This window comes from Acinetobacter sp. S-1 (assembly GCF_059579785.1).
Genome location: NZ_CM184207.1, coordinates 1,183,087 through 1,206,459, shown reverse-complemented (window position 1 = coordinate 1,206,459; position 23,373 = coordinate 1,183,087). Strand labels below are relative to the sequence as shown.

Sequence of the window (23,373 nt, the reverse complement as noted above, 5' to 3'; positions counted from 1 at the left end):
GATCATTTTTTTACATCAAACACCTGCAATAATTGAGCAACTACTGCAATGGCAATCATTGCAGGTTGTTTCGATGAAATCCCTTCTATCCCGATCGGACAAACCAAACGTTGTAATGTTTCCTGAGTATAACCTCGCACCTGCATACGTTTTTCAAAAATGGCCCTTTTACTCTTTGAACCAATCATCCCAACATAAGCAAATGGTTTTGCCGTAGGTTTCAAGGCTGTAAAACACAGTTGCAAATCTAATTGATGGTCATGAGTTAATATTAAAATTGCACCTGAACGGTCAAAATGCTCGATCTCGGCTTCAAGCGTATCAGTCGTTAAACATTGCACCTGTTGCAGTAAATCTGGTGGAAAAATATCATCACGTGGATCAATCCATTTCACCCGAACACCAATAGGCAATAAACAACGGACAATTGCTTCACCCACATGCCCCGCACCACAAATCAGAACTTGCATAGCATATGGTTGAATCTGCTGGCCAAATTGCCATTGCTCACTGCTGCCAGAATCAAACTCGAAACTTGGTTGTTGTTCCATCTCTATAGCCTGCCAAGTGGATGCATATTGATGTGAGACGGTACGCGATATATGCTTTCCAGCTTGCCATGCTTGGAAACTTCCAGACAAATCCGACGCAATTTCAGCAGGTAATATTTTTTCAAACAATAACCACATTACTCCGCCACAACACTGCCCAAGCCGAGCACTGAGGTTAAAACGTTCAATACGCCTCACACAAGTTTGCAGTTCGCTTAACATTGCTTTAGCAATATCAATCGCCTGAAACTCTAAATGCCCACCACCAATCGTATCTGACTGCTGCCATTGCTTTTGCAAATTAAACCGCAACAACATGGTTGCACCAACTTCTCGTGGTGTTGAACCATCAGCGCGGACCACTGTGACCAATACCATAGGTAGAGCATCGACTTGCCACGCTACAAAATCAGTCCACCATTGTAAATGTTGCATAATCTTCTACATTTTAGCCTGTGGGCGAGCAGCCAAAGCTTGTCCCCGTCCAATCGCAATTGCACGTAAAATTTCTTCGGCAGTTGCTGGAGCGTTGAGCACCAGCGGAGCATTTTCTGGAATAGCCGCCTGTACTGCCTGACGAATTGCAGAGAAAACAGATAATGCCAACATAAATGGGGGTTCACCTACCGCTTTGGAGCGATAGATGGTATCTGCCTGATTTTGGTTATCAAACAGTTTGACATTAAAAATATGCGGAATATCCACACTGGTCGGGATTTTATAAGTTGAAGGCGCATGGGTAAACAAACGGCCTGCGTGTGGCCCACGCGGCTGCCAATACAGCTCTTCTGTCGTAAGCCATCCCATCCCTTGAACAAAACCACCTTCAATTTGCCCAATATCAATTGCAGGGTTAATCGACCGTCCTACATCATGCAAAATGTCAGCACGTAATACTTTCATTTCCCCTGTTAAGGTATCTATTGCGACCTCACTGACTGCTGCACCATAGGCATAATAGAAAAATGGACGCCCCAAATGGTTGACCTGATCATAGTGAATTTCTGGCGTTTTATAAAAACCGCTGTCCCATAGCTGTACACGTGCCATATATGCCCGTTGAACCAAATCTGGAAATGTCCATGAGTGACCATTCGCTGTTGAAACCATACTATCTTCAAACTGGACTTGTTCAGCTTCACTTTGACTTATTTCGGCTGCAAGTTTAGCCAGACGCTCACGAATTTTAATACAGGCATTTTGAACAGCTTTACCGTTTAAATCTGCGCCACTCGATGCTGCAGTTGCCGAAGTATTTGGTACACGAGAAGTATCGGTTGCAATTAAACGAACACTATCGATTGGTAAACCCAACTCATGTGCAGCAATCTGCCGTACTTTGGTATATAACCCCTGTCCCATTTCTGTACCACCGTGCGTAATCGCGACAGTGCCATCCATATACACATAGACTAGTGCACCTGCCTGATTGTAATGCACGGCGTTAAACGAAATACCGAACATTAATGGGGTTAACGCAATACCACGCTTAATGATGTCATTGCTCTGATTAAAGGCATGAATGCTGTGTTTGCGTTTCGCGTAATCGCTACTTTGCAATAATTCGACCACCAGTCGAGGAGCAACATTAACACGGACTTCTGCCCCATAGTGCATACGGTCACGTCCAGCACCGGGCTGCTCGGCAAAGAAATTGCGCTGACGAATTTCAACTGGGTCACAACCTAAATAACGAGCAATGTCATCAATAATATTTTCAATGACAAACATGCCTTGCGGTCCACCAAAACCACGATATGCGGTGTTAGAAACAGTGTTGGTTTTACAACGTAAGTTACGTAGCTCAACTGCATTTAAATAATAGGCGTTGCCAATATGGCAAATTGCTCGTTCATTTACTGGCCCAGAAAGATCAGCCGAAAACCCACAGTTTGAAGCCAGTTGTACCTTTAAGCCTTGCAAAAGGCCAGTGTCATCAAAAGCTACAGACCACTCATAAGCAAAACCGTGACGTTTACCTGTAGCACTCATGTCATCATCACGATCTAAGCGTAATTTACATGGACGGCCTGTTTTTTGTGCTGCCAAAGAGGCGATACATGCCCACTGTGCTGACTGCGACTCTTTACCGCCAAAACCACCACCCATACGGCGACTTTCTACACTCACCTGATGCATATTCATGCCTAATGCATGACAAATAAGCAGCTGCATTTCGGTTGGATGTTGCGTTGAGCAATAGACTTTTAAGCTCTGACTTTCTTGTGGAATCGCATAGGAAATTTGCCCTTCAAGATAAAAATGCTCTTGCCCACCCAGCTCAATAGCACCTGAAAGTTGATGTGCTGCGTTTTGAAATGCCTGCTCAACTTCACCATGGCTAAATTCAACAGGCGGTAACACCCACGATTCTTTTTTAATTGCATCTTGAATCGTTAAAATTGGAGTTTCGGGCACATACTCAATTTTTGCCAAGCGAACTGCCTTACGAGCTTGCTGATAACTCTCGGCCACAACCACAAATAAAGCTTGTCCATAAAATTCGACCTGCTCCTCTGCAAAAATTGGGTCATCTCTAACAATTGGCCCCCAATTATTTTCAACCTCAATATCTTTTGCCGAAAAAACTGCATAAACACCTTCAGCCTGACGTACGGCATCCAAATCAAACTTACTGATTTTGCCTTTGGCACAATTTGAAAATCCCACTGCCAAATGCATGGTATTTTCAAGCTCGGGTAAATCATCTATATAAGTTGCTTGCCCAGTCACATGTAAATGTGCACTTTCATGTGGTATCGAGTCGCCTGCTTTAGCGGATTTTTTAGGAACTCTTAAGTCAATGGTTTGGTTCATATTAGATCTCCACCATAGCAATCAGGTCATTCACACGAGTGAGTGTTTGAGACAGAATTTTTTCTACATAAAAGCGCTGTAAACAGTTTTTTGCGACTTGTAAACGATATACCGAGCTAGCACGTCCATCATCTAAGGGTTGATAGTCTTGCGACAATGCCTGCTGCGCCTGAACCATCAATTCTGCTGTAATTTTCTGGCCTTCCAATATGGCTTCTGCATATTTTGCACGTTTGGGAATAGCTGCCATGCCACCAAAAGCAACTCTTACATTGTGAGCGACATAATGATTATCTAACTCACAAGAAATGGCTGCACATACCGCAGAAATATCCTGCTCAAAACGTTTGGCAATTTTATAGCTGGCAAATTTAAAACGTGTCTGCCCTTCACGAAGCGGAATAACAATTGCCTCAACAAACTCACCAAGCTGTAATGCTGTTTTTTGATAGTCTAAATAAAAGTCTTCCAAGGTAATTTCACGGGTCTCTTCACCGACGCGCAAAATCAATCGTGTACCTAGCGTAATTAATGCCGGCATTGAGTCACCAATAGGCGAACCATTGGCAATATTTCCACCTAAAGTTCCTGCATTTTTAATCGGCATGGAAGCAAAACGGCGCTGCAATTCTTGAAAGTCGGGATAAAAATCTGAAATTTTAATGAGTGCATCACTCAAACTTACATTTGCCCCAATCGTTAAAGCATTATCTGTGACTACAATTTTTTTGAGTTCTTCAACCTGGCCAATATAAAGCATATCGCTCAAATCACGGCCCTGCTTTGTTACCCACAAACCGACATCTGTGCTACCCGCAACAATACGCGCTTGCGGCAACTGCAAGCGTAATACGGCAAAATCCTGCAAAGTCTTTGGTGCAAAGAATTGTTGACCATGATCATTTAAATATAATGCAGGCAATGCTTTGATTTCTTTTAATACATCAATTACTTTTTGACGTTCTAATACAACACGTGGATAGTCATAAGCTTTTTGTGCTGCATCTAAAATAGGGCGATAGCCTGTACAGCGACATAAGTTTCCAGAAAGATAATCACTGATTTTATCTTTGCTTGGAGACTGTTGTTCATTTTCATACATTGACCATAACGACATGATAAAACCGGGTGTACAAAAACCGCATTGTGAACCATGCATATCAACCATCGCCTGTTGTACCGGATGAAGTGTGCCATCTTGTACAGGCAATAAGCTATGAAGATCTTCTACTGTAAATAGGGCCTTACCATCTAAAGTCGGTAAAAACTGAATACACGCATTCACACTGCGTAATTGTAGGTTGTCATTGACCAGTTCACCAATCACTACTGTACATGCACCACAATCGCCCTCAGCACATCCCTCTTTTGTACCAGTCTGCCTAGTCTTATCAGTTTGGGTATATTCTCGCAAAAATTGTAAAACCGTCATTGTAGGTACTACATTTTCTACTTGCTGCTGACCACCACGAAAAAAGAAGGTGATTGGACGTTCTAACATGTTTTATCCTTGTGCTTTATAATAATGCTTCTGTGCAAATATGATGCCATTACGCGATCATTTAGAACTTACCAATATTAAGCGCACATTTCATGTCCAAACACTTGACTATTAACGATAAAAAACATGAAATTTATTCATCTTTTATTAAGCTTGCGCAAAACCAAAATAAATATAGTGCGAGGATTTATGAACATCAGGTCATGTTTCTGATACAATGCCGAGCTTGTCTAATAGAGTAAATTTATACGTCTTATGTCAATGCAGCAATCGTACGCAAATATCCTGACTGCCGTCGGTGAAGATCTTGATCGTCCCGGCCTTAAAGATACGCCTGTGCGTGCGGCTAAAGCTTTTTCATATTTAACTTCTGGCTATAGTAAAACTTTAGAAGAAGTCACCAATAATGCTGTTTTCCCATCAGATAACCATGAAATGGTATTGGTGAAGAATATTGAATTCTATTCGCTTTGCGAACATCATCTCCTCCCATTCTACGGTCGTGTTCATGTTGCCTATTTACCGGAAGGCAAAGTTCTTGGCTTATCTAAATTTGCACGAATTACCGAGATGTTTGCTCGCCGTTTGCAAATTCAGGAAAATCTGACTCAACAAATCGCAGAAGCTGTCGCAGAAGTGACTGGTGCTCGCGGTGTTGCTGTAGTCATCGATTCAGCACATATGTGTATGATGATGCGTGGTGTAGGTAAACAAGAGTCTACAACCCGTACAGTTTCATTTGTTGGCGATTTTAAAACCGATAAAGAAGCACGCCGTGAATTTTTAAGTGCAGTACCAGAAAGCTATTAATCCAGTTTTACTGCCAAAATAAAAGCCCGACGAAGTTGGGCTTTTTTTATATCTATTTAAAGCACTTAACCAATAAAACATAACAATTAAATTTGGTGATTTTTGTTATAAAAGTACGCATCTTTATTTTTAAACGATTTAGAGTTAATCATGCGATTTAAAAAAATTTCTTGTCTACTTTTATCTCCGCTTTTTATTTTTAGTACCTCAATTTATGCGGGCAATACACCAAAAGACCGAGAAATTAAAAAACTGGTAGATCAAAACTTTAAACCTTTATTAGATAAATATGATGTGCCAGGTATGGCCGTGGGCGTTATTCAGAATAATAAAAAATATGAAACGTATTATGGTCTTCAATCTGTTCAAGATAAAAAATCCGTAAGTAGCAGTACCATTTTTGAACTAGGTTCTGTCAGTAAATTATTTACCGCGACAGCAGGTGGATATGCAAAAAATAAAGGAAAAATCTCTTTTGACGATACGCCTGGTAAATATTGGAAAGAACTAAAAAACACACCGATTGACCAAGTTAACTTACTTCAACTCGCAACGTATACAAGTGGTAACCTTGCCTTGCAGTTCCCAGATGAAGTACAAACAGACCAACAAGTTTTAACTTTTTTCAAAGAATGGAAACCTAAAAACCCAATCGGTGAATACAGACAATATTCAAATCCAAGTATTGGCCTATTTGGAAAAGTTGTTGCTTTGTCTATGAATAAACCTTTCGACCAAATCTTAGAAAAAACAATTTTTCCGGGCCTTGGCTTAAAACATAGCTATGTAATTGTACCGAAGACCCAGATGCAAAACTATGCTTTTGGCTATAATCAAGAAAATCAGCCAATTCGTGTTAACCCTGGTCCGTTAGATGCACCTGCGTACGGCGTCAAATCGACACTACCCGATATGCTTAAGTTTATTAATGCCAACCTCAACCCACAGAAATATCCGAAAGATATTCAACGTGCAATTAATGAAACACATCAGGGTTTCTATCAAGTCGGCACCATGTATCAGGCACTTGGTTGGGAAGAATTTTCTTATCCAGCGCCTTTACAAACTTTATTAGACAGTAATTCAGAACAAATTGTGATGAAGCCTAATAAAGTGACTGCCATTTCAAAAGAACCTTCAGTTAAGATGTTCCACAAAACTGGTTCAACCAATGGTTTCGGAACTTATGTCGTGTTTATTCCTAAAGAAAATATTGGCTTAGTCATGTTGACCAATAAACGTATTCCAAATGAAGAACGCATTAAGGCAGCGTATGCGGTGTTAAATGCAATAAAAAAATAATCACCTTAGCTAAACACAAAAAAAGAGAAATGAATAATCTCATTTCTCTTTTTTATGCACTTATTCTTTAAAAGAACCAAATATATCCTAGACTTGATTTCATCCAGTCTTGATGGTTTTGTTGTTCATAATCCCAATTTAATCGAACGGCATTATTGTGATTAATCACATATTGCCACTGCGTATTTACTCTCAAGTTCCATTGGTTTTGATCTTCCCAATAGGGCAATTCGATTTGCACGACAGAGTTGAAACGCTCAAACCATTGGTTCATACAACCTAAAGTTGGGCCCACGCCTACACGCCACCCTTTATCTAGATTTGAACCTGTTTGTGCATAGGTTTGTACTTGTCCATAGCAAATATGTTTGCGCTCATAATCTGCAAGACTGTAACCGACCTGAGCATTAAAGCTTGCTACACCGTGTTGTTTGTCTTCACTAAAGCTTCCATCATGAATGGCTTCCTGACGCCAACCTAAATTAAATCCCCAACTCAGCGGTGTTTTAAAAGGTTGAATCGGGTTATAAGAGTTCACTTCTAACAGATCAAGACGTTCTAGTTTTAAATGGTCATCTCGCCACTGTGCATTACCATTTAAAAATAGTAGTTGAGTACCTGCACGATATCCGCCTTGAGGATCTATTAAGTCATGGTAGGCTTGCCGATGACCAAGTTCGATAAACTTATCACCTTGCACCTCACCAGCTTTCACGGAAAAGTTACGCGCGTTATGGCCTTGAGTCGGTTCCTTTGTTGGTCTTTTTGGTTCTTGACGCTGTTTGTCTAAATCAATCTGACTTCTGAGTGCTAAAAGCTGACGTAACTGCGGCTGAGCAACACTTTCTTCTATTTTTCGGCTAATAAATTGGAGGTATAAATCATCGTAAGCCATCTCTAAAATCTTAGCCTGATCTTGCTCACTAAATGATTTTAAAATCTGAGAAGACTGCTGTGTCGGCATCATCGTAATTTGATGAGCCACCTTCGCCAGTGAAGCACCATGCTGATGAGCTTGGGCTAGTAACTGAGTTTCTAATGCAGGTCGATATACAGGAGCTTTGGTAAGTCCCTGCTGCTGCATCGATCTAATGGTTTCCATTGGAATGGATGCATAGGTGAATTTTTCTTGCAAGTTAGACTCAGGTTTTACTAAATCCACTAATCCCAACAATCGATAGGCACAGTTATCACTCACAAAATAATAAGGAAAGCTCACATGTTGCATTTCCCAAATATGGCTTACTAAAAACCGAGTTTCTTCAGGTGATAGATTTAACTCATATTCCCACAAATCGCGGCTTTCAAAATCACCATACTCTTTTACCTTACGATAATAAGGCATCAATGAATATTCGCCTGGATACTGCCCCGTTAAACCTTTCCATGCATATGACCAGTTGTCGTTGCCTGTCACAGTTGCTGCATAGTTTACGGCGTAAGAGACAAGATTTAACTGCTGTTGATCTTTTGGGTCCAAACGCAATAGTGTATGACCAAACATTGAGCTAGGATTGCCCATAAAATCGGTCGCATAAATTAAGGTCGCTTTATGAGGCTTAATCTGCCCAATCCAGTTTTCAAATTCGGTACACTTTACTTGAGGCAATTCATTTTCTTGAATGCCGACTTTTTGCATGAGCCATTGACTACGTGCCGGAAACTTACAACGAATCGACTGATTATCTTGAGCAGGCATAAATAATGCTGAAATGTCAGCTTTCAGTTCTTCTTTTAAGTTATTTTTTCCATTTTCTGATAAGAAATAGCCAGAATAAGTAACCTCACTTTTCTGATTTTTATTGGCATACATCAGCCTTTGCCATGTAATGTCTTGATCTAGATTTTGTTGTTCTGCAATTGACCAATATTTTTGAATAGATGGATTTATATCTGCTGAATAAGCAATATTCACTGCCAATGAGGCAAAAACTAAAACAACTGACTTCATTAAGCTCATCAATTTTTATCATTAAATATAAGAAAAACCCTGCCATACGACAGGGTTTTCAGTTTCAAACTTATACGTAAGCTTTTAAAACGTCGTCTTTAGCCATTACAGTTTGTAATGATGCTAAAACTTGAAGCGTATTTTGATTATTTGCAGAATAGATTTCACCAAAGTTTGCTTTTGAAACTTTAAAGAAACGATCTTTGTCTTGAGGTTTGATTTGCATTAACTCAGCAAGTACGTTCAGGCTTTCACCTTGGCCTACTGCCATATCACGTGCTAAAGCTTCAGCATTTTCATTTGTGAATGTAACCACTTGCGCAGTTACTGTTCCGCCTTGACGGCAGCCTAAAGTACCAAAAGTAATCCCTAGTAATTGGTTAGTAAAAATACCATTTGTTGTTGCAGCAAGAATTTTAGGCACCACTCCTTTTTGGCCAGCCCATACTTGCGTACCCACACCACAACCTACATCGTTATCAGCCATAGCAACACTTGAACCAGCTGCTAACAAAGCAGCTAAAGCTAATTTTTTTAACATAGATGTATATCTCCAAAATCATTATTGATTGTTTCTTATGTATTGTTATGTGTAATTCTTATTACACGATATTAAAGATAGCGAGAAGGCTGTGATTTAGCAATTAAAAAATAAATAATATGATGAAAAGTGCTAACGAAAAAATTTACCTTAGATTCCAGTTACCTTGATTATCTCGATGACCTAATATTTTAAGCACGAGAACCAAACTTAAAAGTAATAATAAATACCATGACCCCAGTTTACCCCAACCTACCATATGCCAAGCATCTACCTGACTTGGGTAGAGCCAGATTTTATAAAAAGTACTAATATTTTCAGCAATCCAGATTAGAAAAGCGAGGGTCAACAATACAGGTAACATCGGGATTTTAAATTTATATTCATTTAGCTGAAAATAAAGTTTGGTCTTCCAAAAAATAAAAATACTGATCGCAAATAAAATATAGCGAATATCAGGTACAAAAAATTTACTCATAAAGTTTATATATGAGAAAAATGCGAGTAAAAACATCGTTCCAAAACTTGGAAGTTTTTCGAAAGAAACCTGAAATAATCGGAGTGATCGCGCAAAAAAACTACCTACAGCCGAATACATAAAGCCTGCAAATAAAGGCACAGTTAAAATTTTAAATATAGCAGGCTGAGGATATTGCCATGATGCGATCGCAGGATGCGTTAAAAATATTTCCATGACCATCGCCATGACATGAAATAAAGCAATAACTTTGGCTTCTGCCCATGATTCAAGTTTTAAATATAAAAGACAGATCTGAATCAGCACTGCATAGATGAGTAAATAATCATAACGATAAAAACCCATATATTCATGGCTTCCCATCGGTGCTGTTAAAGCAAAAGCAATTAAAAGTAGAATACCAAACAAGGCTGCCGAAACAGCCTTGCTGATAAAATGAATTGGTAAAGTGAGATGGCGCACAAAAAACTATCCTAGATATTTAGCACTATACTCATGTACTGTATCTACAAAGATTTTTGGTTGCGCAGGGTCTACCCACTGGGTAATACCGTGGCCTAAGTTAGCAACGTAACCTGTTTTTTCACCGTTTGCATAAGCATCGTCTAACATTGCTTTTACAGCTTTTTCAATTGAAGCAGCCGAGCCATATAAAACAGCAGGGTCAAGATTACCTTGTAGCGCTACACGTCCCGACACAATATTACGAGCTGTATTAAGTGGAGTAGTCCAATCTAAACCTAATGCATCTGCACCAGTCGTAATCATTGGCTCTAACCATTGACCGCCACCTTTAGTGAAAATAATAACAGGAATACGGCGACCATCTTTCTCACGTTGCAAACCAGCAATGATTTTATTCATGTAGTTTAAAGAGAATTCGACGTATTCACGGTGTGCCAATGCCCCGCCCCAGCTATCAAAAATCTGGATCGCCTGAGCACCTGCATCAATTTGAGCATTTAAATAATCAATAACTGAATCTGCTAAATGATCAAGTAAGGCATGCAAAACTTCTGGCTGCGCATACATCATTTGCTTGGTGAAACGGAACTCTTTACTTGAACCACCTTCAACCATATAAGTTGCAAGCGTCCAAGGACTACCAGAAAAACCAATCAGTGGAACTTGTCCACCTAAAGCTGAGCGAATTGTACTTACCGCATTCATTACATAATCGAGGTCTGATTTTGCATTTAACTTGGGTAAATTCGCCACATCTTGTTCAGTACGTACCGTTTTTTGAAACTTAGGACCTTCTCCTGTTTCAAAATAAAGCCCTAAACCTAATGCGTCAGGAATTGTTAAAATATCTGAAAATAAAATCGCTGCGTCTAAGTCGTAACGGCGTAAAGGCTGCAAAGTCACTTCACAAGCAAATTCTGTATTTTTACATAGAGATAGAAAGTCGCCTGCTTTTGAACGTGTTTCACGATATTCAGGCAAATAACGTCCCGCTTGACGCATCATCCATACCGGTGTGGTATCTACAGGTTCGCGTAACAAAGCTCGTAGGAAACGATCATTTTTCAAAGTCGTCATTACCAATCTCTATATTCTTTATGTGGCAGCATCATATCAAAAACATAAAGATTTTTATAATTTCAATTTCACACAAAAAACTCGTCAATCTACTAAAAAATGCATATTTACACAAAAGTCTACTGCAAGCAGCAAGGTTTTCTGCAATACTTGCAACATGTTACATCGGGTCTATTGATATTCTTTTAACCACTAAACTGCCAATCTTGGGCTCATAGAGATGAGTTATTGGTAGTTTTATGCACTTTTAGATTAGATCATGCCCCTATTGCTTATATGAAAATTCTTAAGGTTGAATTACATGTTTGTTCGCTCATTACTCGCTATGAGTTTAAGTTGTATTATTGCTAATGTTGCTTTTGCTGCTTCAACAACTGAGCAACCCCTGAACCCTAAAAAGGTATCAGCTCCTGTAGAAGATCCGATTGATCCTTTAGCAGTAGATGCAGCTTCAACTGTAAAAGCTCAAGCTTCGACACAAATTACCGCTCAAGAACAAAGTGACTTAAATCGAGCGTCAACAACATTACAAAATTTGCAAAAAACTGAAGACCAAAATGCTGATTCAGGTATTGCCGCTTCAGCACCGGTAGCCGTAGCTAAAACGACCACAACAACTGCAAAGACTTCAGCTCCAGCAGTTTCTTGGACATTAGATAGCTTAAATTCGGCTGAATGGTATGAAAATATTGGTAAAGGCCAGTTTCCAGTTTACGCTCGTGCTCACGTCATGCTAAATAATGCACATGCATCACCAGGTGCAATTGACGGTATGAGTGGCAAAAACACTTTAAAAGCAATCTCTTCATTCCAGCAAATGAATGGTTTATCACCTACTGGTGAACTGACTAAAGAAACTTGGGATGCACTAGTTGCTAAGCAAACAAAACCTTCATTTATTGAATACACCATTACTGATGCCGATTTAAAAGGCCCATATGCACAATCAATTCCTTCTGATTATGCTTTACAGGCTAAAATGAAAGGTTTGTATTACACTCGTGTTAGCGAAATGTTGGGCGAAAAGTTTCATATCGATGAAGCTTTCTTAAAAACAATCAATCCAACAGCAACATTCAAAAAAGCGGGTGAAAAAATCATTGTTCCAAACGTACGCAATGATTTACCAGAAGACATTCATTTGATTATTGCGCATAAAGGTGCAAAACAATTGTATCTCTTCAATAGCCGTAACCAAATGATTGCGTCATTTCCTGCAACAATTGGCAGTACTGATACGCCTTCTCCGACCGGTACTTACAAGGTAGTTGGTGTGGCTCGTAATCCTTGGTATAGCTACTCACCATCAAACTTTATTCAAGGTAAAAACTTGAAACCTCTTTCTTTACCACCTGGTCCAAATGCACCTGTAGGTAATATCTGGATTGGTTTAAGTAAAAAATCTTTTGGTATTCACGGGACACCAAACCCGTCTTTAATTTCTAAAACAGCTTCTCACGGTTGTATCCGTTTAACGAACTGGGATGCTAACGATTTAGGTAATAAAGTACGTTCAGGCGTAACTGTTAAATTCTTAGAATAATCCTCTTAAATAAAAAAGCCTGCTTTATGCAGGCTTTTTTATTAAATTTTTAATATATCTCAGTGGAATATTTAGTTATTGTTTTGACTATAAACATAACACCAGCCTAGGTTTACTAATTACACAGCAATTTTTGTATTTAGAATATTCAACATGGTTTGCATTTTAGCTTCTGTTTCTAACCATTCAGCTTCAGCATCTGACCCTTCGACAATCCCCGCACCAGCATATAAGCGCATTTTATTTTCACTGAGTAGACCACAGCGAATCGTCACTACCCATTCTCCATTACCCTCGGCATCCATCCAACCTACTAAACCAGTGTAATAATGTCGGTCATAACCTTCATGATCTAAAATAAACTGCTTAGCAACATTGGTTGGTGAGCCACAAACCGCTGGTGTTGGATGTAATTCTAATGCAAGGTTTAATGCATTCGGTGCCTGTTGTTTGAGCATACCTTGGAATTCTGATGATAAATGCAACATTGTTGATGTTTCTAAAATATCTGGAAATTCAGAAACCTTAAGCTCTACACAATGAGTGGCTAAATTTCTAATAATATTTTCAACCACAATTCGATGTTCATGTTGGTCTTTCTCAGAATGATTTAATTCTTGTTGGCTGACGAAATTTTTTTCAGAAATCGGTGATTTGGGTCTAGAACCGGCCAAAGGATTACTGGTTACTATACGACCTTGTTTTGATAAAAGCAGTTCTGGGCTTGCGCCTAGAATATAATTATTATGTTCTACTGGAATCACAAAATTATAAGCATTTGGATTTTGTTTTAATAAAGCAGCCAATAAGTTTTCTGGCTCTTGATGACGGTTGAACTCATATTCAACAGCCTGAGAAAGAACAACTTTTTCTACTTTCTTTTTCTCAAAAGCATCTAATGCTAACTGTACTGTACCTTCAAATTTTTGGCGTTGAATGAGTAATGATTTATTAATTATCTCAATGTTATTACGATTTTTTAATGAGTTAATCGTAGAAGATGCTTGTGTTATTTTTTTATGATCAGCATAAAAATTTAAGCTACTTTTCTTTGTAATATCAAAAGGTATAGCACCAATTAAAACTGGATTTTGATGGCCTTGCTTTTTAATTTCTTCAAAACATTTTGCAATCTCATCATTAAATTGTGCGGTATTTGCTGCAGGTGTATTCAGCGTTTTAACGAATTCGTTCACTTCGAGATAATAATTTTTCGTAGAGAAACATGAAAATTTCTTTTGACCGATATGATCTAAATTTTGCTCTACTGATATTTGAGTCTGCATCATCTGTATATCACCTCTCACATTGATTTTTTTCAAGCAAATTCTGTAGTACTTCTTTTTAAATATAGGAGTATAAAAATACTGAAACACACATTAATGCAAATGATTATTATTATCAATAATAAAATTAGTTTTCAATGCAAGAAATTGTAATTATCTCGTTATTTGTATAAAAAAATTGAACTTTAATCTCTAGATTTATCTCGATTGAACTTTCTTGACTAAGGTAAAAATAAAGAAACTCACCATCTAGTTGTTTAAAATTTATATTTTTAAAATCAATAATTTGCTTATATTTTAAATAAATTACTTTAATGATACTTTCTTTAGCAGAGAATATTACCAAATATAAATATGCTTGTTTTTTTTGCAGCTTTTCAATTTCTGCTTGTTCGTTTTTATTTAGAAAAACATCATAAAATTCATCTTTCTTTTTAAAAAAAATATAATGTTTTTGAGACTCTATATCGATCCCAAATATTTTTTCTTGAACCATGTTATTTCTAGCATATGCGATGGCATGACATGATTTTTTTGATCCAACATGGCTAATCCCACCCAGCACTCCTTCGGGCCATAGGGGTTCCCCATGTCTACCTTGATAGACAATAGAATCTTGTAAATTAAGGTTTTGTAATGCATATTTTGCTGCTAAGCGTCCCGTCAAGAACTCTAATTGACGAATGAAGCGTGAGCTTTTTATCTTCGGTGGAAGAAATATATTCAGCTCCTGATAGATATGATCAAGTTTAGATATTACTTTGATTTGGCTGAGCTGAACTTTATGTATATCTAGCCCAAAAGCTGTTAGCTTTTCATATTGAATATTTATTTCATCCAGACATGAATTAGCCCCTCTATTTACCGGCTTCTCCCTATTCATAGCCTGCACTTTATTCAATATTCACGGTCAATGTTTCAACGATGGCAGCAATGTTTTCAAGCATCTTTATTCGGGTCTCGGGATTGAGAAAGTAGAAATGGCCCCCTTCAAACTCAATACTTCCTAACCAATTTTCTGTGTGTTGTTGCCATGCATCCATCATTCTCTTATTAGGAATATCAGGATCCTGTTTGCCATAAAATGCAACAATCGGAACCTCAGTCTTGTGTATGTTTTCCCTTAGTAATTGATCACTAAGATAGAAGTCGTTACGAATGATTTTGAGAAAGAATGTGAGTGCATCCTGATTATTTAAAATTTCATTAGGAAAATTATTGTATCGTTTTAATTCATCAATAATTTTTTCATCAGTTAGCTCATGCTTGTACCGCATATGTTGAATATAGCGATGCTCAGGTCGGCTACTTATAACGATTAATCTCAACTGATCACTTATGGTTTTTCCATTCAAATAATTGAGTACTTTCCAAATCAAGCCACCTCCTACACTATGTCCAAATAAAATAAACGGTGTGTCTGAATAAGCTTGTATTTCATTGGCAATTTGCATAGCCAATAGATCAGGATCATCGATCAGTGGTTCATTTATTTTTATACCATGCCCCGAATATTCAATGGGAATAATACGAATATTGTCAGAGATCTGCTTTTTCCATGGATGATAAATACTCGCGCTACTCCCCGCAGGCGGTAAACAGAACATATTATATTGAGGTTTATTCATTTAAGAATTCTCCAAATATTAAGCATTTTTCTTTTATAAAAAATGCTTAAATCAGGTTTCTGCGCTATTTTTTAAACAGAAATTGAAGCTAAATTTATAGTTTGAGTCGGTTGCCAAATGGCTGAATCACGATGTGTCACAAAAATAACCGTAGAAGAAAGAGTACGTATCGTTGTAACGATTTCCTGCTCAGTCTCTTCATCCAAAGCAGAGGTAGCTTCATCAAGTATTAAAATCGGCGCATTTTTGAGTAATGCTCGCGCAATTGCGACCCGCTGACGTTCACCACCAGACAATGCGGTGCCTTGCTTACCCACCGATTGATTAATTCCTTCTGAACTACGGTCAATCATTGCGCCTAATGCGGCATCTCTTGCAGCCTTTTCTATTTCATCATCAGTTGCATCAGGTTTTCCTAAACGGATATTTTCAGCCAGTGTTCCTGTGAACAAAATAGGTTCTTGTGTGACATAAGCGATATTCGAAACCAAATCTTCATATTTCATTTGATCAAGAGCTATGCTACCAAGGGTAATTTTTCCTCTTTGTGGATCATCAAACCTTGTAAGCAATTCAAGTAAAGTACTCTTACCACTACCGCTTGGTCCGTTAACCCATACTCTGCTCCCCCATGCGATGTCGAGAGACATATTTTCAAGTGCTGGCGCATAGCTAACGTCTTGTACAGAAATATGATGGCCAGTAGGAATTTGAGGATGTAATGGCTCAGGTAACTCAGGTGGATGTGTGATCTGATTAAAGTTGCGCAGTGCAGCAAACAAATCATTAATATGCAACCCTGCGGTAGCAAGTTCACCTAATGGCGCTGCTGCACGTCCAATTAAGACGAGTAATGCCAATACCAAAACAGCATGATTGACTCCAGCGATCACCAGATATGTTGCCATCCCTGCAATCGGTAAAACACTTGCCAAGGTTGCAACAAAACTTGCAAATGCAGCAGCACGATTAATCCGTACTAATGTCTCTTCTTGCTCTTCCCAATGATGTTCTAGCCTTTGGACCGCACGTTCAGGACCAGCTGCTGTGCGTAATAACTCAACATGATCAACCAATTCCAGCGTTGCTTGTGAAGCCGCTAAATCGGCAGTATTACGCTTTTTATCAATATGCATCAGTGCACGTTGTGCTAGGAATTGGGCAAATAAAGAGAGTAAAACTAAGCTTAAAGCGACAAATACTACCCCAGCTCCGGCAAGCATGCCTATTCCTATTGTTAGAAACAAAGGCATAAATGGGGCATGTAAAAAGGTTTGCAATTGATGAGCAGGAATACTCATAAACCCGGGAATTCCCTGTCCAGCAATTGTCTTAATCTGAGCACGCTGTTCATTGGTAAACCAAGAGAGCTTAGCACGAGCTAAAGATTTGCCTAACTCAGCAAATAGGTCCCCTGCTAAACGCACACCCGTGAGAAAGCCAGCACGAGTGACCACCACTGTCACCAATATTGCTGCAATTGCACTGATGAGAACCCAACTTGGAGACCATTGATTGACAATTGCAAATGCCAATACGGTATATGCGATCGCTTCAATTGCTGCAACAATGATCCATCCGATACCAACAATAATTAATTTTTGTTTGGCTGCACGAGGAAGCATCGAAAAAATCTGATCTTTATTTAATTTAGCAGGAGTATTCATAAAGATTTCCCTGAGTCAGTTGAGCCGTTAAGCACTAACCTGCTGTCGGCATGAGCAGCTAAGACAAGATCATGAGTGACCATGACGATAGTTTTATTCTGGTTTTTAGCTAAGTCGCTTAATTCCAATATTATTTTTGTCGCATTGGTCTGGTCGAGTGCGCTCGTCGGCTCATCTAATAAAATAATAGGAGCTGAAGATAAAAACGCACGCGCTATTCCTAGGCGCTGTTTTTCACCGCCTGAAAGTAAAGTTGCATCTGCATTTAAATCTACTTTTAATTGGGCCTTGAGTAATGCCTGCTCAAGTTGTTCATCATTTGCATTAACGGCAGATAAGGACAAGTTTTCTCTTACTGTGGTCGGTAATACATCTCCACCTTGTGGAATAAAAAAAACCTTTTCATGTCTTAGTTTTTCATGTAATTGCAAAATATCTGTTTTTGCTAATTGAACGACACCTTCTTGCAATACGGCTAACCCAGCAAGTGTTCGAAGCAATGTTGTTTTTCCAATTCCACTTGGCCCTGTAATTGCAGTAATTGAATTTTTTGGAAATGAATAACTTAATCGATCCAATACTTTTTGATTTTCAATTGTAAAGCTCGCATTAACTATTTCGAGTGTTACATCTTGCTCAATCTGTTGTAGATTGCCCGATGAGAGTACTGGCTCTTTTAAGAATGCCGATAAACGACTAGCTGCAGCTCGCCCAGCAGCGACATAATCAAGACCATGTCCTAAACGTAGCGAAGGTGTCACGATGGCCAAACTAAAGAAAAGTGTTGCAGCCAAGGTCATGCTGTCGTATTGATAAGCTACAAAATAGGCTATGGCAAAGGTTGCAACAGCTTGTAGTAATGCAGTGGCAACAGCAGCGAGTGTTGCGACTTTACTCACCCAAGACACCATATTTTGAGTGAAATTTTGTGCTGATTGAGTATAGGCTGTTAAAGCGCCTGATTGTTGCCCATATATTCGATTATCACGAATGCCGCGCGCATAGTCATCAGCAGAACCAATAATATCTAACATGACCTGCATACGTGCAGCGCCATCCCGTTTTGATACATGGGGAACAATAATTAAATAATAAAGTGAAGCAACTGCCCCAGGTAATAATACCCAAAGTGCCATCGGGCCAACCAACACAACTAATAAAGCAATAGAAACTAAAGGGATTACAGCGAAAATCGCAATTTCCGACGGTAAATGCGCTACCATATGGTGTAAGGTTGCGATATCGTCTGAAACCAGTCGTTTTAAGCTTTGGTCACCCTGCTTTGATAGGGTTGTGTTAGGTAACCGAATTAAATGATGAGCAATTTGACGACGTAATCGTGCCGAAAATCCAGCCTCTGCATCATGCACTAGCCATGAAGCCAGTGCTGCCAATGCCGCCCCGATTATCCAAAAAACCGCTGAAAAGATCACCCAATAAGAAGATAAATAACCAATCAACTGAATCATACCCCACAGGGCAGTTAAAATGGCTAAACCCGAAAATACGGCAGCAAACGTTCCTGCAAATAATTTAGGAAATGCTGGCTTGAGTGCAGGTGCCAAGGAAGAGTCTGTCATCAGATGAGATAACTTTAAATCAGACATGCTTATCTCTCTTTATATTCATAGAAAAAGCGGTACTTAAAATAAAATTTCGCTTGAATTGACCAGCAAGAATTGCCATTTCCGGCTTTAAAAAAGCATGAATAAGAAAATCATATAAAAAGTATTTTTTAAAAAACTTTAATTGCATCAAAAACTTCCCAACCGCCCTATCAAAATATTTTTAGATCATTTTCTAGACTGTAAAATTAATATGGATTTGTCTAAATCATTTTGGTTGATATGACTAAAAACCAACTGTACGTTTAGAGGCACCTTGTAAATCAAAAATAACGTCATCAATTAAGCTATCAATCTGACGTGTATCTCGGTGATGTGCCGTAGTAATTAAATGAGCCATATTTCCCGAGGTTGCCAGATAATGCTTTTTCCAGATGTGCTCTGAAGGACACGGAAATACCACAGTGATTGAATTCGGATTCCGCCAAGCAGGAATGCCTACTGCTTGAAAGCGATCAACTGCGTACTGGGCCATTTTTAGACAATGTTGAATTCTCTGCCGTCTTTGTAAATTGGTTTGGCTACGTATTGCCGCCCACATCAACAAGACAGTATGGCCATTGCGAGAACCACTAATGGTTTGATCACGTGTAGAGATATAGTCCACATCTACCGATATATGCTCTACATTTTGGCGTTTGGCCACAACAATGCCACACGGAATCGGTGAGCCAATCATTTTATGACCAGACACACAAATCGAGTCGATGCCATGAGCAAAGGAAAACGCTTGAGGATGATCAACAAAAGGTAAAATCATGCCACTTAAGGCAGCATCGGCATGAATATAATAATCTCGGCGCATGATTCCGATTTGCGCTAAGCGCTCTTGAATCATTTCAATATCATCAATTGCGCCAGTCATGGTCGTACCAATATTTGCAAAAATAATGGGGTGACTTTCTTTATTGGTTTTTATTTTATGGATTAAATCATCATAGTCGATTTCACCATTATCCAATGATTCAACCACGCAAGATTTCATCTGCAATAATTTGGCGATTTTTCCCACCGAATAATGCGTATCTTTTGAGTAATATAATGTGGAATCTGGAAATAGCTCACGCGCCAGATAACAACCAAACATATTACCTTCTGTGCCACCATTGGTTACGTATCCCCAGCTTTCTTCAAAGGGAATTTGAAAAATTTCAGCAAAATACGCCATCACATCTTTTTCAAAATCAAAAGAATTCAATGCGTAATTGCTATAGTCTTTCCAATCACCACAATTATTAATAGAGAATTTGAAAAAACGGAATAAAGCTGAATAATCAAAATCTGCAGATTCAGGATATCCAATATTGAAGTATTGATGTTTTAAACAGTAATTCCAGAATGTCTCTATTTTCTCTTGATCAGCAGGCGATAAAATCATTTTTTGCTCCGTTAATATGACGATTACAAGTCGTCTAAGGAGTCGCTATCAAAGATATAAATTTTATGTAAAATTTAGCGACCAGGATTTGTCGTATGCCTTATGGTGGCAACCCTCTACCCTGCAATCCTTTGCCGTGCATCAACCAATGACCACCAATTTGATAAAGTGGGTGTGCGTCCTAATTCTTCAAAACTAATATTGATTCCCTGTGCTTTGAGTTCCGAAGAAAACTGCATAATTCGTAATGAGTCCAATCCATAAAGAATCAGGTTTTCTTCGGGATCTAATTCATCTTCTTCAATAAGCTGCTGGACCTTTTGCTCTAACCAAGGTCGTGTAATGCCTGTTGCCACCTGCCCCACTACAGATTCGGTATCCACAACTTGACCACAACGTGAAGATACATATTTCAAAGCCAAGCGGTGTTCTTCTTCTGAAAAATCGGCAACTGCATCGCCAACCAAAAAGGGTTGTATGTCACTCATAAAGGCTTCAATTGCCGTAACCATACAACCGATATGAGCATAGACACCGCCAATAATGAGCTGATCACGATTCCAGTTTTGCATTCTTTCAAGCAAATCCGAACGTTTAAACGCGCTATAACGCCATTTCGTTAAGACAATGTCATGTTCAGCAGGAGAAAGTTGATCAATAATTTTTTGCTGATCGATTGTTGAGGCTGGCAAACCCGGTCCCCACATCGCATTCAGTAATGCGCGATCTGCCTCTGGCTGCTCATAAGGCTGTGCTGTATAGACAACAGGAACATTGTTCTGATGTGCCCAAGTTCTTAGTTGAACTAAATGATTAACAACCGTTTTAATTAATTCACTTTCAGCATCGTAAAAATTTAAAAAGTAACGCTGCATATCATGAATTAATAAAACTGCTCGAGAAGGATCTAACTGCCAGTCTGTTTTGTTCTTTGGGTAACTCTCTCGTTTGGGCATGAGATAAGTAGAAATTTTTGCAATAGCCATATGCTGCTCAATATTTATTAAGATGTTGTAGATGTATTTAAAATGCTGCGAAGTTGTTTTTTGTCCACCTTACCGACTGCGGTCAGAGGCAAACTTTCGATTAATTTGATCTGGTCTGGAAGCTTATATTGTGCAATACCTAACTCCATGAGATGGCGTCTGAGCACAACAGCTTTCAGTTCGGGATTCCGAGAAACAATAAAGGCACAACTTTTTTCACCGAATTGTTCATCAACAATTGCGACCAAAGCTGCGTGCATAACTTCTGGATGCAAAAGAATAAGTTTTTCTATTTCTTCCGAAGCAATCTTTTCACCACCACGGTTAATCTGATCTTTAATTCTTCCTACTACACGTAAATTGCCATCCGAAGTACGCTGCACGAGATCGCCCGAATAGTAATAGTTGTCCTCATCAAAGACCTGTGAATTATGTTCAGGGCTTTGGTAATAACCGCAAAAGGTATAAGGTCCCCGAGTCGCAAGCATCCCTATTTCACCTTCCGGGACTTCTTTATACTGTTCATCCACAATTTTGATTTCATCATCAGAACTGATAGGACGCCCTTGGGTCGTAAAGATTTGCTCATCGGAGTCATCTAGTCTGGTGTAATTGACTAAGCCTTCGGCCATTCCAAATACTTGTTGTAATTTACAATTGAGGACTTCAGGAACTTGACGGGCTAAAGATTCAGGGAAACTTGCTCCCCCCACTTGAAGCAACTTTAAAGACTGGATTTGATCTTTATATTGAGCGGCTTTTTCTAGCCACATAATGACAGCACTCGGCACTAAAGATGCCATATTGACTTGATGTCTTTGAATAATAGAAAAACAATTGAGCGGTTCAGGATTTGGTGCCATCACAACACATCCACCTGCATGTAAAACGCCTAATGCACCGGGTGAACTCAACATAAAGTTATGCGGAGCTGGCAGAGCACACAATAACCGAGTATTCGAGTTTAAACCGCAAATCTCGGCACTGGCTCGCACACTATAGTCATAGTCATTATGCGTGCGTGGAATAAGTTTTGGTGTTCCCGTACTTCCACCTGACAACTGAAAGAAAGCAACTTCATCAGCAGGTGTAGATGAAAAATCGACTAAGGTCTCTGCTGGTGTTTCAATCCAGTCTAATAGTCCGAAATCGGTAGCTTGATGATTGAGCATCAAAATAATTTCAGGACTTAAATTTACTTCATGAAGTGAGTCAATAAATTGATTATTGCTAAAAACTTCATGCTGACGCGAACCAATTAAAAGCTTAGGTTGAATCTGTTTAATGAAGGCATTTAGTTCATATTGGCGATGGCTATATAGCGCATTGAGCACAACCACGCCTGCTTTAAGCAAGGCAAAAAAGACAATATAAAACTCCGCAACATTGGGAAGTTGTACTAAAGCAGTATCACCCTTGCCCAAGCCTTTTTCAGCTAGTCGAGAGGCTAAATTTGTTGATAGCTGGTCCAGCTCGATATAACTCAACTGACGCTCACCACAAATAATTGCCGGTGAATGCGGATGCGATTGAACCCCTACCGTTAAAATGCGCGTCAAAGGTTGGTCAATCCAATAACCTTTATTTCGATAGTGTTGCGCTCTCTCGGGAGACCAGCGAACAAACTCAATCAACTGTTTTTTCATGACATTCTAAATATTCAATTTAATTTAATGGTTATCAAGCTATTGATTCTTGGTAAATTTTCTTACATATCGGCATAAATATTTAATTTGAATACCGACAAAAGAAAACTCTTAAGACGGA

At 39.0% G+C, this 23,373-nt stretch carries 18 protein-coding genes; 3 read left to right on the top strand and 15 right to left on the bottom strand.

Going from position 1 to position 23,373, the window contains the following annotated elements; all coding sequences use genetic code 11:
- Positions 1–2: 2 nt before the first annotated feature.
- From xdhC to xdhA, 3 genes are read right to left on the bottom strand one after another with little or no spacing between them, the layout of a single operon-like run.
- The gene (gene xdhC / locus AC52J8_RS05735; protein WP_086399850.1) at positions 3–986 is read right to left on the bottom strand and encodes a xanthine dehydrogenase accessory protein XdhC; all 984 of its coding nucleotides are present in this window, start codon (positions 984–986) and stop codon (positions 3–5) included.
- A gap of 6 nt (positions 987–992) precedes the next feature.
- Positions 993–3,368 carry a xanthine dehydrogenase molybdopterin binding subunit gene (gene xdhB, locus AC52J8_RS05730; RefSeq protein ID WP_086399849.1) on the bottom strand — a complete coding sequence of 792 codons (2,376 nt, stop codon included), beginning with the start codon at positions 3,366–3,368 and terminating at the stop codon, positions 993–995.
- A 1-nt stretch (position 3,369) separates the two neighbouring features.
- The gene (gene xdhA / locus AC52J8_RS05725) at positions 3,370–4,869 is read right to left on the bottom strand and encodes a xanthine dehydrogenase small subunit (RefSeq protein ID WP_086399848.1); all 1,500 of its coding nucleotides are present in this window, start codon (positions 4,867–4,869) and stop codon (positions 3,370–3,372) included.
- Positions 4,870–5,130: 261 nt separating this feature from the next.
- Between xdhA and folE the strand changes: the two genes are divergently transcribed.
- Positions 5,131–5,679 (top strand): GTP cyclohydrolase I FolE, encoded by a 549-nt coding sequence (folE, locus tag AC52J8_RS05720; protein WP_002118643.1) that lies wholly within the window; start codon positions 5,131–5,133, stop codon positions 5,677–5,679.
- Positions 5,680–5,829: 150 nt separating this feature from the next.
- On the top strand, positions 5,830–6,981 hold the full coding sequence (locus AC52J8_RS05715) for an extended-spectrum class C beta-lactamase ADC-252 (protein ID WP_086399847.1): 1,152 nt from the start codon (positions 5,830–5,832) through the stop codon (positions 6,979–6,981).
- A 67-nt stretch (positions 6,982–7,048) separates the two neighbouring features.
- On the opposite strand, the gene AC52J8_RS05710 is transcribed toward AC52J8_RS05715, so the two are convergent.
- From AC52J8_RS05710 to hemE, 4 genes are all read right to left on the bottom strand, one after another.
- Positions 7,049–8,932 carry an Lnb N-terminal periplasmic domain-containing protein gene (locus tag AC52J8_RS05710; RefSeq protein WP_471675585.1) on the bottom strand — a complete coding sequence of 628 codons (1,884 nt, stop codon included), beginning with the start codon at positions 8,930–8,932 and terminating at the stop codon, positions 7,049–7,051.
- Positions 8,933–9,002: 70 nt separating this feature from the next.
- On the bottom strand, positions 9,003–9,473 hold the full coding sequence (locus AC52J8_RS05705; protein WP_002118800.1) for a DUF3015 family protein: 471 nt from the start codon (positions 9,471–9,473) through the stop codon (positions 9,003–9,005).
- Positions 9,474–9,618: 145 nt separating this feature from the next.
- Complete coding sequence (locus AC52J8_RS05700) at positions 9,619–10,413, bottom strand: DUF817 family protein (protein ID WP_086399845.1); 795 nt, start codon at positions 10,411–10,413, stop codon at positions 9,619–9,621.
- A gap of 6 nt (positions 10,414–10,419) precedes the next feature.
- Positions 10,420–11,493 (bottom strand): uroporphyrinogen decarboxylase, encoded by a 1,074-nt coding sequence (gene hemE / locus AC52J8_RS05695; RefSeq protein ID WP_086399844.1) that lies wholly within the window; start codon positions 11,491–11,493, stop codon positions 10,420–10,422.
- Between the two features lie 301 nt (positions 11,494–11,794).
- On the opposite strand from hemE, the gene AC52J8_RS05690 reads away from it, so the two are divergent.
- On the top strand, positions 11,795–13,036 hold the full coding sequence (locus tag AC52J8_RS05690) for a L,D-transpeptidase family protein (RefSeq protein ID WP_017398631.1): 1,242 nt from the start codon (positions 11,795–11,797) through the stop codon (positions 13,034–13,036).
- A 119-nt stretch (positions 13,037–13,155) separates the two neighbouring features.
- Here AC52J8_RS05690 and basJ read toward each other — a convergent pair whose 3' ends face one another.
- The 8 genes from basJ to basE all read right to left on the bottom strand — a co-directional run bounded on the left by basJ (position 13,156) and on the right by basE (position 23,252).
- Positions 13,156–14,325: an acinetobactin biosynthesis isochorismate synthase BasJ gene (gene basJ / locus AC52J8_RS05685; protein WP_086399843.1), complete on the bottom strand. Its 1,170-nt coding sequence runs from the start codon at positions 14,323–14,325 to the stop codon at positions 13,156–13,158.
- Between the two features lie 124 nt (positions 14,326–14,449).
- Positions 14,450–15,205 carry a 4'-phosphopantetheinyl transferase family protein gene (locus AC52J8_RS05680; RefSeq protein ID WP_068563454.1) on the bottom strand — a complete coding sequence of 252 codons (756 nt, stop codon included), beginning with the start codon at positions 15,203–15,205 and terminating at the stop codon, positions 14,450–14,452.
- Between the two features lie 10 nt (positions 15,206–15,215).
- Entirely contained in the window at positions 15,216–15,950 is a 735-nt protein-coding gene (gene basH / locus AC52J8_RS05675) for an acinetobactin biosynthesis thioesterase BasH (protein WP_086399842.1), read from the bottom strand.
- 71 nt (positions 15,951–16,021) lie between these two features.
- Positions 16,022–17,617 (bottom strand): acinetobactin export ABC transporter permease/ATP-binding subunit BarB, encoded by a 1,596-nt coding sequence (barB, locus tag AC52J8_RS05670; protein WP_496538893.1) that lies wholly within the window; start codon positions 17,615–17,617, stop codon positions 16,022–16,024.
- Positions 17,614–19,224 (bottom strand): acinetobactin export ABC transporter permease/ATP-binding subunit BarA, encoded by a 1,611-nt coding sequence (gene barA / locus AC52J8_RS05665; protein ID WP_317799887.1) that lies wholly within the window; start codon positions 19,222–19,224, stop codon positions 17,614–17,616. The genes barB and barA overlap by 4 nt, the downstream gene beginning before the upstream one ends.
- 244 nt (positions 19,225–19,468) lie before the next feature.
- Positions 19,469–20,620: an acinetobactin biosynthesis histidine decarboxylase BasG gene (basG, locus tag AC52J8_RS05660; RefSeq protein ID WP_496538892.1), complete on the bottom strand. Its 1,152-nt coding sequence runs from the start codon at positions 20,618–20,620 to the stop codon at positions 19,469–19,471.
- Positions 20,621–20,736: 116 nt separating this feature from the next.
- The gene (basF, locus tag AC52J8_RS05655; protein WP_496538891.1) at positions 20,737–21,606 is read right to left on the bottom strand and encodes an acinetobactin biosynthesis bifunctional isochorismatase/aryl carrier protein BasF; all 870 of its coding nucleotides are present in this window, start codon (positions 21,604–21,606) and stop codon (positions 20,737–20,739) included.
- Between the two features lie 17 nt (positions 21,607–21,623).
- Positions 21,624–23,252, bottom strand: a complete 1,629-nt coding sequence (basE, locus tag AC52J8_RS05650) for a (2,3-dihydroxybenzoyl)adenylate synthase BasE (RefSeq protein ID WP_496538890.1) — start codon at positions 23,250–23,252, stop codon at positions 21,624–21,626.
- Positions 23,253–23,373 lie beyond the last annotated feature (121 nt).

Coding starts and splice junctions, on each gene's coding strand:
- xdhC (WP_086399850.1), bottom strand. CDS start 986: ATGCAACATTTACAATGGTGGACTGATTTTGTAGCGTGGCAAGTCGAT.
- xdhB (WP_086399849.1), bottom strand. CDS start 3,368: ATGAACCAAACCATTGACTTAAGAGTTCCTAAAAAATCCGCTAAAGCA.
- xdhA (WP_086399848.1), bottom strand. CDS start 4,869: ATGTTAGAACGTCCAATCACCTTCTTTTTTCGTGGTGGTCAGCAGCAA.
- folE (WP_002118643.1), top strand. CDS start 5,131: ATGCAGCAATCGTACGCAAATATCCTGACTGCCGTCGGTGAAGATCTT.
- AC52J8_RS05715 (WP_086399847.1), top strand. CDS start 5,830: ATGCGATTTAAAAAAATTTCTTGTCTACTTTTATCTCCGCTTTTTATT.
- AC52J8_RS05710 (WP_471675585.1), bottom strand. CDS start 8,932: ATGAAGTCAGTTGTTTTAGTTTTTGCCTCATTGGCAGTGAATATTGCT.
- AC52J8_RS05705 (WP_002118800.1), bottom strand. CDS start 9,473: ATGTTAAAAAAATTAGCTTTAGCTGCTTTGTTAGCAGCTGGTTCAAGT.
- hemE (WP_086399844.1), bottom strand. CDS start 11,493: ATGACGACTTTGAAAAATGATCGTTTCCTACGAGCTTTGTTACGCGAA.
- AC52J8_RS05690 (WP_017398631.1), top strand. CDS start 11,795: ATGTTTGTTCGCTCATTACTCGCTATGAGTTTAAGTTGTATTATTGCT.
- basJ (WP_086399843.1), bottom strand. CDS start 14,325: ATGATGCAGACTCAAATATCAGTAGAGCAAAATTTAGATCATATCGGT.
- AC52J8_RS05680 (WP_068563454.1), bottom strand. CDS start 15,205: ATGAATAGGGAGAAGCCGGTAAATAGAGGGGCTAATTCATGTCTGGAT.
- basH (WP_086399842.1), bottom strand. CDS start 15,950: ATGAATAAACCTCAATATAATATGTTCTGTTTACCGCCTGCGGGGAGT.
- barB (WP_496538893.1), bottom strand. CDS start 17,617: ATGAATACTCCTGCTAAATTAAATAAAGATCAGATTTTTTCGATGCTT.
- barA (WP_317799887.1), bottom strand. CDS start 19,224: ATGTCTGATTTAAAGTTATCTCATCTGATGACAGACTCTTCCTTGGCA.
- basG (WP_496538892.1), bottom strand. CDS start 20,620: ATGATTTTATCGCCTGCTGATCAAGAGAAAATAGAGACATTCTGGAAT.
- basF (WP_496538891.1), bottom strand. CDS start 21,606: ATGGCTATTGCAAAAATTTCTACTTATCTCATGCCCAAACGAGAGAGT.
- basE (WP_496538890.1), bottom strand. CDS start 23,252: ATGAAAAAACAGTTGATTGAGTTTGTTCGCTGGTCTCCCGAGAGAGCG.